At 61.7% G+C, this 17,645-nt stretch carries 14 protein-coding genes; 9 read left to right on the top strand and 5 right to left on the bottom strand.

What is annotated here, in order from left to right; genetic code table 11:
• Nucleotides 1-40: 40 nt before the first annotated feature.
• Nucleotides 41-673 carry a cytochrome b/b6 domain-containing protein gene (locus PDMSB3_RS26345; protein ID WP_007176960.1) on the top strand — a complete coding sequence of 211 codons (633 nt, stop codon included), beginning with the start codon at nt 41-43 and terminating at the stop codon, nt 671-673.
• Nucleotides 670-1,446 (top strand): molybdopterin-dependent oxidoreductase, encoded by a 777-nt coding sequence (locus tag PDMSB3_RS26340; protein ID WP_007176959.1) that lies wholly within the window; start codon nt 670-672, stop codon nt 1,444-1,446. Before PDMSB3_RS26345 ends, PDMSB3_RS26340 begins: the two co-directional genes overlap by 4 nt.
• Before the next feature lie 18 nt (nt 1,447-1,464).
• On the opposite strand, the gene PDMSB3_RS26335 is transcribed toward PDMSB3_RS26340, so the two are convergent.
• Nucleotides 1,465-2,433: an AraC family transcriptional regulator gene (locus tag PDMSB3_RS26335; protein WP_035516583.1), complete on the bottom strand. Its 969-nt coding sequence runs from the start codon at nt 2,431-2,433 to the stop codon at nt 1,465-1,467.
• Nucleotides 2,434-2,751: 318 nt separating this feature from the next.
• Between PDMSB3_RS26335 and PDMSB3_RS26330 the strand changes: the two genes are divergently transcribed.
• From PDMSB3_RS26330 to PDMSB3_RS26320, 3 genes are all read left to right on the top strand, one after another.
• Nucleotides 2,752-3,804, top strand: a complete 1,053-nt coding sequence (locus PDMSB3_RS26330; protein WP_007176957.1) for an NAD(P)-dependent alcohol dehydrogenase — start codon at nt 2,752-2,754, stop codon at nt 3,802-3,804.
• A 695-nt stretch (nt 3,805-4,499) separates the two neighbouring features.
• Nucleotides 4,500-5,456 (top strand): LysR family transcriptional regulator, encoded by a 957-nt coding sequence (locus tag PDMSB3_RS26325; protein ID WP_007176956.1) that lies wholly within the window; start codon nt 4,500-4,502, stop codon nt 5,454-5,456.
• Nucleotides 5,457-5,466: 10 nt separating this feature from the next.
• Nucleotides 5,467-5,655 (top strand): hypothetical protein, encoded by a 189-nt coding sequence (locus tag PDMSB3_RS26320; RefSeq protein WP_007176955.1) that lies wholly within the window; start codon nt 5,467-5,469, stop codon nt 5,653-5,655.
• Nucleotides 5,656-5,695: 40 nt separating this feature from the next.
• Here PDMSB3_RS26320 and PDMSB3_RS26315 read toward each other — a convergent pair whose 3' ends face one another.
• Nucleotides 5,696-6,619, bottom strand: a complete 924-nt coding sequence (locus PDMSB3_RS26315) for a hypothetical protein (RefSeq protein WP_007176954.1) — start codon at nt 6,617-6,619, stop codon at nt 5,696-5,698.
• Between the two features lie 124 nt (nt 6,620-6,743).
• Here PDMSB3_RS26315 and PDMSB3_RS26310 point away from each other — a divergent pair, with 124 nt between their 5' ends.
• Complete coding sequence (locus PDMSB3_RS26310) at nt 6,744-7,589, top strand: M15 family metallopeptidase (protein WP_165188199.1); 846 nt, start codon at nt 6,744-6,746, stop codon at nt 7,587-7,589.
• Here the strand turns inward: PDMSB3_RS26310 and PDMSB3_RS26305 are convergent.
• Entirely contained in the window at nt 7,586-7,816 is a 231-nt protein-coding gene (locus PDMSB3_RS26305) for a hypothetical protein (protein ID WP_157187694.1), read from the bottom strand. The genes PDMSB3_RS26310 and PDMSB3_RS26305 overlap by 4 nt on opposite strands.
• Nucleotides 7,817-7,836: 20 nt before the next feature.
• Here PDMSB3_RS26305 and tssM point away from each other — a divergent pair, with 20 nt between their 5' ends.
• From tssM to PDMSB3_RS26290, 3 genes are read left to right on the top strand one after another with little or no spacing between them, the layout of a single operon-like run.
• Nucleotides 7,837-11,718 carry a type VI secretion system membrane subunit TssM gene (tssM, locus tag PDMSB3_RS26300; protein WP_165188197.1) on the top strand — a complete coding sequence of 1,294 codons (3,882 nt, stop codon included), beginning with the start codon at nt 7,837-7,839 and terminating at the stop codon, nt 11,716-11,718.
• Nucleotides 11,715-12,707 (top strand): type VI secretion system-associated protein TagF, encoded by a 993-nt coding sequence (gene tagF / locus PDMSB3_RS26295; protein ID WP_165188195.1) that lies wholly within the window; start codon nt 11,715-11,717, stop codon nt 12,705-12,707. The genes tssM and tagF overlap by 4 nt, the downstream gene beginning before the upstream one ends.
• 4 nt (nt 12,708-12,711) lie before the next feature.
• On the top strand, nt 12,712-13,668 hold the full coding sequence (locus PDMSB3_RS26290) for an OmpA family protein (RefSeq protein ID WP_007176950.1): 957 nt from the start codon (nt 12,712-12,714) through the stop codon (nt 13,666-13,668).
• Between the two features lie 96 nt (nt 13,669-13,764).
• Here PDMSB3_RS26290 and tssA read toward each other — a convergent pair whose 3' ends face one another.
• Nucleotides 13,765-14,871, bottom strand: a complete 1,107-nt coding sequence (gene tssA / locus PDMSB3_RS26285; RefSeq protein ID WP_165188193.1) for a type VI secretion system protein TssA — start codon at nt 14,869-14,871, stop codon at nt 13,765-13,767.
• A 73-nt stretch (nt 14,872-14,944) separates the two neighbouring features.
• Nucleotides 14,945-17,623, bottom strand: a complete 2,679-nt coding sequence (tssH, locus tag PDMSB3_RS26280) for a type VI secretion system ATPase TssH (RefSeq protein WP_007176948.1) — start codon at nt 17,621-17,623, stop codon at nt 14,945-14,947.
• Between the last annotated feature and the right edge of the window lie 22 nt (nt 17,624-17,645).

Raw genomic sequence — 17,645 nt, 5'->3', positions numbered from 1 at the left:
GCGGCTTTCCACTTCCCGTTCGTCTCGTGACCTCCGCACCATGCCAGAACCGCAAAAGCGCCAGCTTGTTCACCCGCTCGTCGTGCGCATCACGCACTGGATCAACGCATTTGCGATGGTCTGCATGGTGATGAGCGGCTGGGCCATCTATAACGCGTCGCCCTTTTTCCCGTTCAGATTTCCGGTGTGGGCGACTGTTGGCGGATGGCTCGGCGGCTCGATCGCCTGGCATTTCGCCGCAATGTGGCTGCTGTGCGCGAACGGACTGCTGTACTTCGCGTATGGCCTCGGACGTGGCCATTTCCGGCGCAAGCTGTTGCCGGTTCATCCGCGCGACGTGATACATGACGCAAGCCTCGCGCTGCGGTTCCGGTTGCCGCACGATACCGGCAAATATAACGCGGTGCAGCGTGCGCTGTATCTGCTCGTACTCTGCCTTGGCGTGTTGCTGGTCGCATCGGGGTTATCCATCTGGAAGCCGGTGCAATTCTCCTGGCTCACCGCGCTATTCGGCGGCTTCGATTTCGCACGGCGCGTGCACTTCATCGCGATGGCGGGCGTGGTCGGCTTCGTGGTCGTGCATCTGGCGCTGGTACTACTGGTGCCGCGCACCTTGCTGCCCATGCTGACCGGTCGCGCACCGCGCGCAGCCCATGAAGGGGGCCGGGCATGAGCACATCCGAACGCAACGGCGACGCCCGCAAATCCCGCATCGTCCTCGCCGATCATCAGCCGCAAATCGAACGGCTGCAACGGCGCCTGTTCTTGCGCTCGTCGCTCTCCATTGGCGCACTGGCGATGCTCTCCGGCTGCAACATGCAGGACGGCGATTCGGTCGACAAGGTGCTCTGGGCCATGTCGCACTGGAACGATCGCGTGCAGGGCTGGCTGTTCGACCGCAACAAGCTGGCGCCGACCTACTCGGCGCGCCAAATCACCGACCCATTCCCGTTCAACGCGTTTTATCCGGAGTTCGACGCACCGGATATCGACGGCTCGACGTATCAACTGGAAGTCTCGGGACTCGTGTCGGACAAGCGCAGCTGGAACCTCGATCAGTTGCGCGCGTTGCCGCAGGTTTCGCAGATCACGCGCCACATCTGCATTGAAGGATGGAGCGCGATAGGACAATGGCGCGGCGTGCCGTTTCGCACGTTTCTGGAACGCGTCGGCGCCGATCTGAGCGCGCGCTATGTCGGCTTCAAATGCGCGGATCGCTATTACTCCAGTCTCGACATGGCAACGGCATTGCATCCGCAGACGCAGCTCACACTCGATTTTCGCAATGAGCCGTTGCCGGCCAAATACGGCTATCCGCTGAAATTGCGCGTGCCGACCAAACTCGGCTTCAAGAATCCCAAGCACATCGCGGCGATCTTCGTGACGAACACGAATCCCGGCGGCTATTGGGAAGACCAGGGCTACAACTGGTTCAGCGGGCTGTAATCGCGCTTGCGTGTCCGGTCACACGGCGGTGACGTAACGCGCCACCGGCTTGACCACGCGCGGCGGCGGCGCATCGTAAAGGGTGCGCATGCGCTTGACCTCGTCGACCGGGCTCAGCCCGAACAGGCGCTTGAACTCGCGGCTGAATTGCGACGCGCTTTCATAACCGACTCGCGCAGCCGCCGCACCCGCATTCAAACCATCCTGCACCATCAGCAAACGCGCGTGATGCAAGCGCGTGGTCTTCACGTATTGCATTGGCGAGGTAGCCGTGACGGCTTTGAACTGCGCATGAAACACGGCGAGGCTCATGCCTGCTTCCGACGCGAGCGTATCGACGTCGAGTTCGCCGTGGTAATCGGCATGAATCCGCCTCAATGCCTTGGCAATGCGGCCGAAATGATTCTGATGCGTGAGCGCCGCGCGAATCGCGTCGCCCTGCTCGCCCGTCAGCACGCGATAACAGATCTCCCGCACCACGCCAGGCGCGAGAATGCGTGCGTCGAGCGGCGAAGCCAGCGCTTCCATCAGGCGCTGCACCGCATTGCATAGCGCCGGATCGAGCGGCGTCGAATAGATGCCGACGGGTTCGTTCTGCGCGGCGCCCTGGGTCTCGTTCAACGCCATCAGCAATTCGGCCACCATGGTGAGATCGACACGCACCGAGATGGCGAGGAACGGCTCTTCCAGGCTCGCCTCGGTCTCGCATTCGAACGGCAAGGGCACAGAAAGCACCAGATACTGCTGCGCGTCGTACTGGAACACCTGATCGCCGAGAAAGCCGCGCTTGCGGCCCTGGCAGACAATCACGATGCTCGGCTCGTACATGACCGGCATACGCGGCATGGGACTATTTGCGCGCATCAGGTTGACGCCTTCGAGACTCGTGCGCGTGAAGCCCGGATTGGGCGCGAGCGCGTCGAATAATTCGACCACACGCTGCTGGGCGGGATCGGCCGGAACGGGTTCAACTGATCGGGTTGACATGACGGTATAGTGACGCGCAAGAGAATAATGCTTGAAATTTAGCACCAAACGACCTATCGCGCTGCTCGCCAGGAGTTTTAGGCAAATCTTCAAGACATTCAGGTATTCCCGGGGTTCGTTCCTGCTCCTATGATGGGAACCCTGCCGGATCATCCATTTCCGCGCTGCGCCGGGCTGGGTTGCCAATTCCATGTTTGACGAATTTGCCAGCCACCGCCCGCGCCGTGATTCCGGTTCATGACGAGGTTGGCCACATCGGTGACATGTGTTGCCTATCGCCGGCGCCTTACGATTTCACCCTCTTTGCTGGAGCTACCCATGAGCACGACTTATGCCTATGCAGCGACCGACGCCACCGCGCCGCTCGCCCCGTTCGAAATCCAGCGCCGCGAACTTCGCGCCCATGACGTGCAGATGGAAGTTCTGTTTTGCGGCGTGTGCCATTCCGACTTGCATCAGGCACGCAACGAATGGAAGAACACGGTTTTTCCGGTGGTGCCGGGCCACGAAATCGTGGGCCGCGTAACCGCGGTCGGCCCGGACGTGACGAAGCACAAGGTCGGCGATCTGGTCGGCGTTGGCTGTCTGGTCGATTCGTGCCGTACGTGTGCGAGTTGCGAGGAAGGACTTGAGCAGTATTGCGAGAACGGATTTGTCGGCACGTATAACGGTGTCGACCGGGTAGACGGTCAGATCACTTACGGCGGCTATTCCACGCAACTCGTCGTGGACGAAGAGTTCACGCTGAGCGTGCCGGACAATCTCGACCCTGCCGGCGTGGCGCCGCTGCTGTGCGCGGGTATCACGACGTATTCGCCGCTGCGCACCTGGGGTGCGGGTCCTGGCAAGAAAGTCGGCATTGTGGGCCTTGGCGGCCTGGGTCATATGGGCGTGAAGCTCGCGCATGCGATGGGTGCGCATGTCGTGCTGTTCACCACGTCGCCGTCGAAGATCGAGGATGCGAAGCGCTTGGGTGCGCATGAGGTGGTGATTTCGAAGAATGCCGAAGAGATGGAAGCGCATTTGAACAGCTTCGATTTCATTCTGAATACGGTGGCTGCGCAGCATGATCTGAATCCGTTTTTGAATCTGCTCAAGCGTGATGGGACGATGACGCTGGTCGGCGCGCCCGAGCATGATCATCCGTCGCCGCAGGTGTTCAATCTGATTTTCAAGCGTCGCCGGTTGGCTGGGTCGCTGATTGGTGGAATTGCCGAGACGCAGGAAATGCTGGATTTCTGCGGCGAGCATGGGATTACTTCGGATATCGAGGTGATTCCTATGCAGGGGATTAATGAGGCTTATGAACGGATGCTGAAGAGTGATGTCAAGTATCGGTTTGTGATTGATCTGGATTCCTTGCGGAAGTAAGGGGGCTTGGGCCGCGCTGCGGTGGTTCTTTTTGCCTGCGGCGTGGTGGTTTGTGGTTTGTGCTTTCTGTTCTTTTTTGTTGGCCTTTCCTTGAGTTCTTTGTGGTCTATTAGTGTTGCCCCTGTGCGGGGCGGCACTCACTTTCTTTGCGGCCGCAAAGAAAGTAAGCAAAGAAAGCGGCTCACACCGCCAATTCTTAAGTGGGGGCCTCGCACATCCACGGCAGTGGTGCATCTGGAATCCGTGCGCTCGCACGTTCCGCGTTCGTGACAAAGCCGTCATTCGCTCCCGCTCCGCACTACGTGCGTCGCGAACGGGTTTGCATAGGAAACCGTCAGGAGTTCCGTGCGGGTGGGGCCGTTGGCTTCGCCTCGGCGACACGCCATTAAAAACCGCTGGTCAATGCAATACGCAGCGGCGCCGGAAGTATGACGGCCTTGTCACCGGGGCTGAATGCGCGAAGACACGAATTCCAGATGTACCGCTATCCCCTCCAAGCCAGGGAACCCGCTTATGAGTTGGCGGTGTGAGCCGCTTTCTTTGCTTACTTTCTTTGCGGCCGCAAAGAAAGTGAGTGCCGCCCCGCACAGGGGCAACACTAATAGACCACAAAGAACTCAAGGAAAGGCCAACAAAAAAGAAAAGCACAACCCCAAACCGCCGCGCAGCCCCCAACCCCGACTGGAGCAAAAACCGTGATCGACAGAATAACCGCAATGCGCACATTCATCCGAATCGTGGACACCAACAGCTTCACCCGCGCAGCGGAATCATTAAACATTCCGCGCGCCACGGCGACCACCATCGTCCAGAATCTGGAAGCGCTACTAGGCACCGCCCTCCTCGCCCGTACCACGCGGCGTCTAAGCGTCACACCAGAAGGCGCGGCCTACTACGAACGCTGCGCGCAAATCCTCGCCGACATCGACGAAATGGAAGCCAGCATCCGTCACGCCACGGATAACCTGACAGGCCGTCTACGCATCGAAATGCCGGGCGCCGTAGCCAGCACCATCGTCCTGCCGGCACTGGACGATTTTCACACACGCTACCCAAACCTCGATCTCGCCATCGGCATCAGCAACCGCACAGTCGATCTGATCTCCGAAGCAATCGACTGCAGCATCCAGCTAGGCGAATTGCCGGATTCCAATCTGGTCGCGCGCCAACTCGGCACCCTCGAACACGTGACCTGCGCAAGTCCGGCCTACCTGGCCCGCTACGGCACGCCCACGGACCTCGACGATTTGCGTGGACACGTCGCCGTCAATTGCATGTCCCCGCATAATGGGCGCGAAGTGGACTTCGACTTCGAAGTGGATGGCGACGCGCAAAACGTCAAGGTAAAAGGGTTCGTCAAAGTCAGCGACGAGCAGGCCTATCTCACCTGCGGCCTGCAAGGCCTCGGCCTGATCCAGCCCGCCCGGATCGCCGCGCAACCCTATCTGGACTCAGGCCTCTTGCGCGAAGTCCTGCCGCAATGGAAGCCGGTGCCCATGCCGGTCTCGGTCGCATACGTGAAGAATCGCCGCGTGTCGCCGCGCGTGCGCGCGTTTGTCGACTGGCTGGCAGAGTTGTTCGAAAAAGCGGAGCACGTCGATCAGGATCTCTCGCGTGTCCGTCAGTTGCTGCGCGGCCTGCATCCCGCCTGAGGCGGGTTCAATGCAGGCGCGCAAGGCGGCAAAAAAACTCGAACTCAAAAGAATCGGGATTATCGAAGCGATCGACGGTCATCACCTTCCACTATTCCGCCGACGGCAAACTCGACTAGCCGGCAGCCCTGCCATCGTTGGCGCCGAAGAAGCTCATATCCACCCCCACCCACTTATCCACGGCCTGCGTGCCAACTGAAGGATGCATCAATTCGCCTGGCGTCAGCGTGCCCGCGCCATTAAGGCTGGCGTGCCTGCTGTGCCGAACCCGGGCATGCGGGATCCTTACCCCAGTGACCGTCGCATACGCGCCAGCGGCACAACTGGTCTTCAAAGAAGCCACGCTGTCCACACTCTTTCACGCGTTCCGCCAGTTTGGCATTGCCGGTAGCGCTCGCGCTAACCTTGGTCGCCTTATCCGCTGCTGCGGTTTTGGTGTCCGCCGGCTTGGTCCGAGCGACGAGCGCGGCCAATAGATCGGCATCCGAATCATCTTTCGAAGCGTTGCTGTTCGCGTGGGCGTTCTTCGATTGAGCGACCGCGGTCGGCGCGCTCGCGTGACGGTTTCCGGCAGTCGTGCTTTCCTTCCTGCCGTGCGCCACGCTCTCGTGTTTTTCCTTGCCGGCTACAGCCACCGCACTTTTGCCGTGCTTCGCCGCCGGCGCCGTGACCGCCGAAGCCGCCGTCGCGGACGCAATCAGTAGAGGCGCACTACTCGGCTCCGCGCCATCGGCCAGCGCGCGCGACAGCCGGCTCCCGTCGCCGCTGGCGGACGCTGTAGCGGATGCCGTAGCAGCCTTGCTGTCACTATCGTCGGCGACGATCGTCGCCGCTTGCGACGACGCCGCAGCCGGCGCCTCCGGCGAGCCGCTCGCAGCAGCGGCCGGCGCGGCCGCCTTCTCGACGCCGGCCGCCGTGGCCGCTGCCAGCGATTCGCTCTGAACGCGGCCCTGCATATGCCACGCCCCCCAACCGCCCGCTGCGATCACGAGCAAGGCGACCAGCAGGAGCGTCGCCTTCGGCCGGCGTGATTTCTCCGCAGGCGGCGCAACGCGGCCTTCGAGGTTCGCAAGAATTCGCGAACCATTGCCGTCAGCGCCTTTAGCCTTATCGGATAACAGGCTAGGCGGGGCTTTGGAATTCGAACTTTCCGGCGCACTCATTCACTGTCTCATTGAATCCTGGATTATTTCGCCGCGATAATACGTTCCGGCTCCTCTCAGAGCAGGCCTGATTCTAAGAGCAAGCATTACAAAATACAATTGTTTCCAATTTCCGGGGTCGCCTTTGATTGCCGTAGTACTTCTTGCCTATTTCGCCGTCGCCGTCGTGATCGCCGCAATGCTGCTATTGCCGGCGGTCCGCGCCTCTTTATTAGGCGCCGCACTTACTATTCATGGTCGCGTTATGCGCGGAGCATCGCGTAGTGCATCGCGCGCACGTGGCCAATTAGCACGCTCGGCAAAAATTTCGCAATCGACAGCAGTCGATATGCAAAAGTTACTGGTAAAGCGGCGCTTGCTGATTTTTACCACGGCAGGTATTCTTGCCACGCCTCCATTGGTGGCATTGGCTTTACGTGGTCGGCAATTATTCCAATTCGATGACACTGCGCGCGTACCGGACGAGAAAATTGCCGCGTTATTGAAGGGCGAACAGCTCGTACCCCCGCCGCCGCTACCGCCGGAGGTATTCGCCACGCGGGAAGTCGAGCAGATCCGGCCCGCGCTAAAAGACGCGAGCCGCGACTGGAATCTGCTCGACGCTGATTTCAGAACCCGTTTATTGCTCGTCTACAAAATCATGCACGAGCAATATGGCTATGAAATGGCTTTGCTGGAAGGTTATCGCAGTCCTGAGCGGCAAAACCGCCTGGCGCAAATGGGGGGCAACGTCACTAATGCCGCGGCGTTTCAAAGCTACCATCAATACGGTCTCGCCGCGGACAATGCGTTTTTGCGCGACGGCGAGCTGGTCATTTCAGAAAAAGACCCTTGGGCCATGCGAGGTTATCAGTTATACGGACAGACAGCGGAACAGGTCGGTCTTACGTGGGGTGGCCGCTGGAAAATGATGGATCTTGGGCACGTCGAATATCACAAACCCGGCTTCGTCCTCGGGCGCGGTCATTAAGGCGAGACGGGTAATAAAGAGGTAGCAATGGGACGTTCAATCAATTTTTCTGGCAAAAATCGGCAATGCCACGTGCATATCGGCATTGAGCCGGGCATCTTCTCCAAGACCGTTTGTCGCGGATTTAACAATTCAGCCGCATTCGCTTTGGCCTGAATATGCTTTCGTTTTATTTCAAACGCCGTACGCGCCATGTTCTGCGCCACAGCATGCGCCACGACACTCATCACCAAGACCTGAACGGCTTATGCGACGCTTTCTCAACGTGTTGACTCACACACGCACGCTCTCGATCATCGGCCTGCTCGCGCTCGCTGCCGTTTTATTCATTGGCGCCGATACCTTGCAGATCGACCTGATGTGGCCGGCTGTCGTCCTCGGCACGGTGGTCGCGCTTTGGCTGCTGGTGTGGGCGGTGCGCCGTCTGCGCGCACGGCGCGCGAACCGCAAGCTCGGCGAAATGCTCGAACAGCAGGCCGAGAAGCAGACTGAAGCCGGCCCCGCGCCCACGCCCGCGCGCCAGGCTGAACTCGACGTGCTGCGCACGCGCCTCGTCGAAGCCGTGAAGACCATCAAGACCTCGAAGATCGGCCAGGTGTCGGGCGGCTCGGCGCTGTATGAACTGCCGTGGTACATCGTGATCGGCAACCCCGCGGCGGGCAAGAGCAGCGCGGTGCTGAATTCTGGCTTGCAATTTCCCTTCGCCGACATGAACAATGCGGTGGTCCACGGCATTGGCGGCACGCGCAACTGCGACTGGTTCTTCACGACCGAAGGCATTCTGCTCGACACCGCCGGGCGCTATTCCGTGCATGAAGAGGACCGCACCGAATGGCTCGGTTTCCTCGGCCTGCTCAAACGTTTCCGGCCGAAGGCGCCGATCAACGGCATCATCGTCACGGCGAGCATTGCGGAACTGACCGGCAGCAAGCCCGAATTCGCGATCAATCTGGCGAAGAATCTGCGCCAGCGCGTGCAGGAGTTGACCGAGAAGCTCGAAGTGTTCGCGCCGGTGTATGTGATGTTTACGAAGGCCGACCTGATTACCGGCTTCACCGAATTCTTCAGCGGCAGCGATCGCCACGAATACGACCGTGTGTGGGGCGCCACCCTGCCCTACGAGCCGGACGAGAAGCGCGACGTGGTGGGTCTGTTCGACGAGCACTTCGAAGAACTGTACGACGGTCTGAAAGAGATCAGCATCGCGCAGATGTCGATCAGTCGCGGCAACAAGCTTTCGCCGGGTCAACTGAGCTTTCCGCTCGAATTCTCGACTATCAAGCCCGCATTGCGCGCGTTTCTCGCCACGCTGTTCGAGACCAACCCGTTCCAGTACAAGCCGATTTTCCGCGGCTTCTATTTCACCAGCGCATTGCAGGAAGGCGAAACCAGTAGCGCCGCGGCCACGCGCATCGCGAACCGTTTCGGCCTGAGCGCCGAGAGCCTGCCCAAGCCGCACAGCGCGTTCTCGAAGAACGGCTTCTTCCTGCGCGATCTGTTTTCGAAAGTGATCTTTGCCGACCGGCAAACGGTCAGGCAATTCGCGAGTCCTGCCAAAACGCGCATGCGTTATGCGACCTTCTTCGGCTTCGTTGCGGCGCTCGCGCTGGCGCTCGGCGGCTGGACCTGGTCGACGGTCAACAACCAGCAGCTCACGGCGAACGTGCAGGCCGACCTCGACAACGTGGTGCGCCTGCAGCAGAACCGCAACGATCTGCAATCGCGCCTGCAGGCTATGGACGTGCTCGAAGACCGCATCGACCAGCTCGAACAGTTCCGCCGCGACAAGCCGCTCGCGGTATCGCTCGGTCTCTATCAGGGCGATCGCCTCGAACAACGTCTGCTGACCGAGTACTACAACGGCGTTCGCCAGATTCTGCTCGACCCGGTCTCGCAGAATCTCGCTTCGTTCCTGAAGGACGTCAACGCGCATCCCGATCAGCTCGCGCCGTTGAACCGCGCGCCGGACGCCGCCGCGATTCCGGTCTCCACGCATTCGGCCATGAGCGCGAACAGCCAGGGCGGTCTGTATAGCGACGCCTCGCCGACCAATGTGGAAGACGCGTACAACGCGCTCAAGACCTACCTGATGCTGAGCGACAAGCGTCATGTGGAAACGGCTCACCTCACCGACCAGGTCGCGCGCTTCTGGCGCGGCTGGCTCGAAACGAATCGCGGCAACATGCCGCGCGACGAGATGATCCGCAGCGCCGAACGCATGATCACGTTCTACCTCTCGCGCGTGTCCGACGACGACTGGCCGATGATCGACCAGAACCTCGGTCTCGTCGATCAGACTCGCGAGAATCTGCGCCGCGTGGTGCGCGGCATGCCGGCCCGTCAGCGTGTCTATGAAGAAATCAAGGCACGTGCGTCGACCCGTTTCGCGCCAATGACGATCGCGCGCATTGTCGGCGAAAACAATACCGCGCTGGTGGCGGGCAGCTATGCGATCCCCGGCACGTTCACGCGTGAGGCGTGGTTCCAGTATGTGCAGCCCGCCATTCGCGACGCGGCCACCAAGGAACTGCAGGCCAAGGACTGGGTGCTCAACACGTCCGCTCACGACGACCTGACGCTGGAAGGCAGTCCTGAGCAGATCCAGAAAGCGCTCGTCGCGATGTACAAGACCGAGTACGCGATGCATTGGCAGAAGTTCATGCAAGGCATTGCGGTGCAGAGCTTCGGCAGCTTCGGTCAGGCCGTGGATGCGATGAACCGTCTCGGCGACCCGCAGGATTCGCCGATCCGCAAGGTGCTCGAAACCGCGTACGACCAGACTTCGTGGGACAACCCGTCGCTGTTCAACGCGAACCTGAAGCGCGCGCAAACCGGCGTGACGAGCTGGTTCAAGAACTGGTTTTCGCGTGCGCCGACCGGCCAGCTCAACGCGAACATCGACATCAACGGTAATCCGGTTGAAATGCCGATGGGCCCGATCGGCCAGGAGTTCTCGGCGCTGGGCCGCATCGTGGTGAGCGGCGACAACGGTTCGATGCTCAAGGGCTATATGGACACGCTGTCGAAAGTGCGCACGCGCTTTAACGTGATCAAGAATCAGGGCGATCCCGGACCGGGCGCGCGTCAGTTGATGCAGCAGACGCTCGACGGCAGCGGTTCCGAGCTCGCCGATTCGCTGAAATACGTCGACGAGCAAATGCTCACGGGCCTCACCGACTCGCAGCGCAAAGCGCTGCGCCCGCTGCTCGTGCGGCCGTTGATGGCAGCGTATGCGGTGGTGATCCAGCCGGCCAGCGTCGAAGTCAACAAGGTGTGGAATGCGCAGGTCTATCAGACCTTCCAGGGCTCGCTGGCAAACAAGTACCCGTTTGCGAGCGACGCGAAAGTCGAAGCCGGCGCCGGTGAAATCGCCCAGGTGTTCGGCCCGGACGGTGCGATCGCCAGGTTCGTCGGCACCACGCTCGGCCCGCTCGCCGTGCGCCGTGGCGACACGCTGACGGCTCGCACGTGGGGCGATATGGGTCTCGCGCTCACGCCGGACTTCACCAACGGCTTCGCGCGCTGGGTCGCGCCGCTCGCCGGCGGCGCGGCGAGTGCGTCGGCTCAGAGTTCGTCCGAACCGCAGACTGTGTTCCAGATCCTGCCGCAGCCAAGCAGCGGCACCACGGAATACACGCTGGCGATCGACGGCCAGCAGATGCGCTATCGCAATACGCCGCCGCAGTGGACCAACTTCGTGTGGCCGAATCCGTCGGGCTCACCGGGCGCGACGTTGAGCGCCACGACCTTCGACGGCCGCACGCTGCAACTGGTCAACGAACCGGGCCGCTACGGTCTGGAGAAGCTGATCAATTCGGCGCAGCGCAAGCGTCGCCCGGACGGCACGTTCGATCTGTCGTGGACGCAAGGCAGCGTCACGGTGGCGGTCAGCATGCGCATCATCAGCACGTCGCAGGCTTCGAGCGGCACCAGCGATGCGCCGCAACAGCAGAGCCTGCGCGGCCTGCGGCTGCCGTCCTCGGTGGCGGATGTGAGCGCGGCGGCGAATTCGGTCAACGCGACTGTCGCGGGGGCGCCGGGCGCCGCGCTCGCCACCGCGCCGGCAACGCCTGCGGCACGGCCGGCTACGGCCGCCGCCGCGGTTTCGAACCCAGGGGGTGCGCAATGACGCAGACCGTGCAGGCGCAAATCGCCTACTTCGGCAAGATCCCGTCGCGCGGCGACTTTGTGAAGAGCGCGCATAACCCGCAATTGCTGGCCACACTCGACCGCTGGATCGCCGAAGCAATGGAGTTGCTCACCGACGATCCGCGCTGGAAGATCGTCTACGAAAACGCCAAGCCGATGCACTTCGCGTTCCTCGGCTCGCGCAGCAAGCTGGCAATTGCCGGGCATATGATGACCAGTCACGATCAGTCGTCGCGGCGCTTTCCGTTTCTCGCCGCGACCGCGCTCGAAGTCGAAAAGCCGCTGACGTTTCTGGCGCACAGTCCACTCGCCTTCGCACGCCTCTGGTCACGCGTCGCGGCGCAGATGAAGCCGCTGCTCGGTGCCAGCGAACCGCCCGGCGCCCTGCAGGCGCTCGGCGAAACGCAGGTGCCGATCGAAATCGGCGCCGGTCCCGGCAATCCGCACGACGGCACCTTCAATGATTTCGTCGAACACCAGACGCTCGCCGGCCTCGAACAGATGCTGCTCGGGAGCGGCCATCCGGTGCGTTTGCGCGGCGCGATGCTGGCGCTCGGCTCGCTTTTGCGTCCGGTGATGCAAAGCGGCTCGTCGCATCTCGAACGCGGGCTGACCTTGCCGCTGCCGAACGATCCGTTCTACCGGAGTCTCGTCGCGGCATTCTGGCTCGAACTGATTGCACCGTTCGTCGCGCAGGCGGATTTCGAACTGGCGATTTTCATCGGCACGATTGCCGAGCGCGAGCGGCTCATCATCGGCTTTAACGGTGCTTCGGCCAAAACGCTGCACAGCGTGGTCGATCCGCAGTCGTACGCGGCGCACAACATCGATATCGACGATCCCGAGTGGATCGACGAACACGCACAAAACGATCATGGCATCAGCAAGCTCGTCAGTTACCTCGACCAACCGCAACTGTCGCTGCGCGTCAGCATCGACACGTTCCGCGAAGCATTCACGGGAGCGTGACACGATGCTGAACCAACCTACCCGTATCGCCGCGCTGCTCGCGGGCCTTTTTCTCAGCGCGCTCGCGCATGCCGACAACGACGGCCCGGCTCGCGTCATGCCGGTCGACAACAGCGGTATTTCGATTCACACCACGATCCTGCCGCCTGCTTCGTCGGCGCCGGTGGGCAACGCGGGGCCGGCGGTGAACACGGCCGGACTCGCCAGCGGCACGACCGGCGCCGGCACTGGCGCCATCACCGCGGCACCGCCGCCCGCCAACGCAACGCCGGGCCAGGTGGTGGTAGGCGGCAAGGTGCCGGATGAAGCGACCAAGGCAGCCGTGCTTGCGCGCCTGCGCGACACGTACGGCGCGGCCAATGTGGTCGATCAGATCGAAGTCGCTGACGTGGCGACGCCGCCGAACTGGTCCGCCAACGTACAGAAGCTGATCGGGCCGCAATTGAAACAGATCAGCAAAGGCCAACTGAAAATCGACGGCACGCAGATCGACGTGAAGGGCGAAGTCCACAACGAATCGCAACGCCAGCAACTCGCAAGCGACATGGCAAATGCGTTGAACCCGACCTATACGATCAAGAACGGCCTGCGTGTAAGCGCCTCTGAACAGGGCCTGCTCGATCAGACACTCGCGAACCGCACGATCGAATTCGAAACCGGCAGCGCGACGCTCACGCCGCAAGGCCGTGCGATTCTCGATCAGATGGCCGCCGCAATGATGAAAATGACCAACAAAACGGTCGCGATCATCGGGCACACCGACAACTCGGGTAATCGCACGTCAAATATCGCATTGAGCCAGGCGCGCGCGGATGCGGTGAAGGGCTATCTGGTCGCCAAAGGTATCCCGCCGCAGCAGATGACGACGACCGGCGTCGGTCCGGATCAGCCGATTGCGTCGAACGACACGACCGATGGGCGGGCACGGAATCGGCGCATCGAGTTTCGCGCGGGGTCTTGAGTCGGCGTGTGTGCGGTGCGTATGAAAAAAGCCCGGCTTCGATCTTCGACAGATAACCGAAGCCAGGCTTATTGCTTAACGCGTCGAGGATTTTATCTAGCTGTTCTCTTCCGGCTTCACACCCAGCAACTCGCGAATATGCGCGAGCGATCCGTCGTCTTTCACCACGGTCGATAGCCATTGATGCAATGGCATATCCGCCGCCTCCGCCGCCTTGTCGGCGAAATACGCCGCGGGATTATGCGGCTCCGTGCTGCGGAAAAATTTGGCCACCGCACGCAATTGCGCGACGGCCTGCGCACGGCTCTGGATTCCTGCAATCGGGCTGGTCGGCATGGTCGTCAACACAGGTTCCTCGCGTTGCGGTGAGGTCTTGAAGGTGGGCTCGGCGCGTTCGTGCTCGTTCGGCGCGGGTGCTTTCGCGGGCGGCGCTGCATCGGCGTTCACACCCAGTTCGCGGGCAAAGCGCTCGGCCAACCGGTAGACGCTTTCATACGCGTCCTTTGCCTGGCGGAAACTCGGCGCGAAATCTCCGGCACGCCGGTCCAGTTCCTGTTCGAGGGCGAGCATGGCCGCTTCGAATGCTTTCAGATCGGCGAGCAGTGTCGGGTAAAACACCGTCGGCGTGGCGCGCTTCGACGCTTCGATCTGCTCGATCGACGGTTTGCCGCGCGCGATGTCGTCGGCGTGATCCGGATCGCGCTTGACAGCTTGCGCGACGTGCGTGGCCACATCCCAATCGATCGTGCTGTACGTACTGCCCTGCGACGACGTAATCGGCATGGCGCGCAACAGATCGCCCGTGCGGCCGACCAGCCACGCGACGTTGCCAAGGCGATACTCGGTGTCGTCGCCGTCCGGCAGCGGATGCACGTGATCCCAGTAGCGCTCGCAAAGTCCCGTCAACAACGCATAGCCTTGCGAAAGACCGTTGACGCCTTCATCAATCGCGAGGGCTTCCGTGAGCCAGACGGCGAGGCGCAAATCTTTAGTCTGCGTTTGCAGCAGACTGCCCGAACACTCGACAACGAAGGGCCAATCCGCCTCCTTGATCTCCGTGACCCATTCGCCCTGATCCAGCGATGGGTCTTCGAAACGGCGCGCGTGCTGAATCGCGTCGAAATCCGCTGAAAAAAGCAGATCTTCGCCACAGGGCGAGGTTTCGCTGAGCGGAGCCAGCAACGTGTTCAGATTAATCGGCATGGAAGAAAGCGATCACTGTCCGGTACGATATTAAAAGAAATTGAAGCACGCATGAGTGCGCGTGGACGTCCGCTCACACCACCGTGTAGTCGAATTCACCCGCCTCGCTCGCCCGCACGGCAATGCGTTCGATCGCCTCGCCGTTCGCCACACGTTCCAGCACTCGCCGCGCAATTTCGGGCAACAGGGTACCGTTCAGAATGTGGTCGACATTGCGGGCGCCGGAATCCACTTCGGTGCAGCGCGCGAGCACCGCATCGACCAGCGACTCGTCCCATTCGAACACAGCCTTGTGATTCGCTTCGATACGGCGGCGAATCCGTTCGAGCTTCAGTTCGATGATCTCAGCAAGCACGTCGTCGGAGATCGGGTAGTACGGCACTACTTTCATGCGGCCGAGGAATGCCGGTTTGAACGCCTTGTACAGTTGCGGGCGCAACGTCTCCGCGAGTTCGTCGGCATCAGGCAATTCTTCAGCGCTCCTGTTCAGGCAGGCCTGCATCACGGCCTGCGAGCCGACGTTCGAAGTCAGAATGATCAACGTATTGCGGAAATCGATCTCGCGGCCCTCGGCGTCGTCCATCGTGCCTTTGTCGAACACCTGGAAGAACATTTCGAGCACATCCGGGTGCGCCTTTTCGACTTCGTCGAGCAGTACCACGGAGTAAGGATTACGACGCACCGCTTCGGTCAGCACGCCGCCCTCGCCATAACCGACATAGCCCGGCGGCGAGCCTTTCAGACCGGACACGCTGTGCGCTTCCTGATACTCGCTCATATTGATCGTGACCATCTTGCGTTCGCCGCCGTACAGCACGTCGGCCAGCGCAAGCGCGGTCTCGGTCTTGCCGACGCCCGACGGCCCGACGAACATGAACACGCCGCGCGGCTTGTTCGGATCTTCGAGATTCGCACTCGCGGTGCGCACGCGCTGAGCGATCGCTTCGAGCGCGTGGTCCTGACCGATCACGCGCGCGGCCAGCAGCGGCTGCAGGTTGAGCACGGTCTGGATTTCATCCTTGACCATACGGCCGAGCGGAATGCCCGTCCACGACGCGACGATTTCGGCGACCACGTGACCATCCACCTGCAATGGCACCATCGGCTGGCCGCCTTGCAAGGCGTGCAATTCGGCCACGCGCATGGCGAGCGTTTCGCGTGCCTGCTGCGCCTTGCCGGCCTGTTCAGGATCCGCGCTACTCACGCGGGCCGCGTCGATGTCCGCGCGCAGGCCGACAATTTCCGTCACCAGTGCGCGTTCCTTGTCGTAGCGTGCTTCGTCTTCGGCGAGATGCCCGAGGTCTTCCTCACGCAGTGCGCGCAATTCCGCGAGCCGCTCGTCGTGCAGCGCACCGCTTGCCACTTCCCGTTCCAGCGCCGCGATTTCAGCGTCGATACGTTCGAGGCGTTTCTTGGTGTTGTCGATGGCAGCGGGGGTGGAGCTATGCGCGAGCGCCACTTTTGCGCAAGCCGTATCGAGCACGCTGATCGCCTTATCCGGCAGTTGCCGGCCGCTAATGTAGCGATGCGACAGGCGCACGGCTTCGGTGATCGCATCGTCCAGCACGCGGACGTTGAAGTGCTTTTCCATCAACGCGGCCATGCCGCGCAGCATGGCCGCGGCAAGCGCCTCGCCCGGCTCCTCGATCTTCACGACCTGGAAACGCCGCGCAAGTGCCGCGTCTTTCTCGAAGTACTTCTTGTACTCGCTCCACGTGGTGGCCGCGATGGTGCGCAATTCACCACGCGCCAACGCCGGCTTCAACAGATTAGCCGCGTCGTTCTGCCCGGCCTGGCCACCCGCGCCGATGATCGTGTGCGCTTCGTCGATAAACAGAATGATCGGATGCGGGCTCTTCTTCACTTCGTCGATCACGTTCTTCAGGCGGTTTTCGAACTCGCCTTTCACGCTGGCGCCGGCTTGCAGCAGTCCCATGTCGAGCACGTGCAACGCCACGCCTTTGAGCGGCGCGGGCACGTCGTCGGCGGCAATGCGCAGTGCGAGACCTTCGACTACCGCTGTTTTACCCACGCCCGCTTCGCCCGTCATGATCGGGTTGTTCTGGCGGCGGCGCATCAGAATGTCGGTGGTCTGGCGAATCTCGCCTTCGCGGCCTATCACCGGATCGATCTTGCCTTCGCGCGCCCGCTGCGTGAGGTTGCTGGTGTAGGTGTCGAGCGCCGGCGTTTGTGACGGCGCGCCCGCCGTGGTATCGCTCGCTGCTGCTGCGTCGTCCGCGCCGCTTTGCGCGCTCTCTGTCCCGTTGCTGCGCTCCACTTCGCGCGAACCCGCGGTCAGCTCGTCGAATTTGTGCTTCAGGTCGGTCACGCGCACGTCGCGCAGCAACGGCGACATGCGCTCGGCGAACTGCGCGAGATCCGGTGCGCTCAGCAACGCCAGCAGCAGATGCCCGGAACGGATCCGTCCGATCTGCGAATCGAGCGATGCAATCAGCCACGCCTGTTCGAGCAATTCGATCAGATGCTTCGAAAATACCGGCGTGCGCGTGTTGCCGGTTTTCAAACGCTGCAATTCGCGTTCGAGATCCGCTCGTAACGCATGCGCGTCGATTCTGCTTGCGCGCAGAACCAGCGCGACGTCGCTTGCCGGTTCGTCCAGCAACGCCAACAGCAGGTGCTCGAGATCGACCTCGTAGTGACCGCGCGCGAGACAATTGTTCGCCGCGAGCAACGCCGCCTGCCGGCAGGTCGGATTCAGTTTGGCGATCAGGGTGTTGAGTGACGTGCTCATGTGGTGCGATCCGGTCCGGGTT

This window comes from Paraburkholderia dioscoreae (assembly GCF_902459535.1).
Lineage (GTDB): Bacteria > Pseudomonadota > Gammaproteobacteria > Burkholderiales > Burkholderiaceae > Paraburkholderia > Paraburkholderia dioscoreae.
Note: the sequence above shows the minus strand (reverse complement) of the source record. Positions and strands in the feature narration are given on the sequence as shown.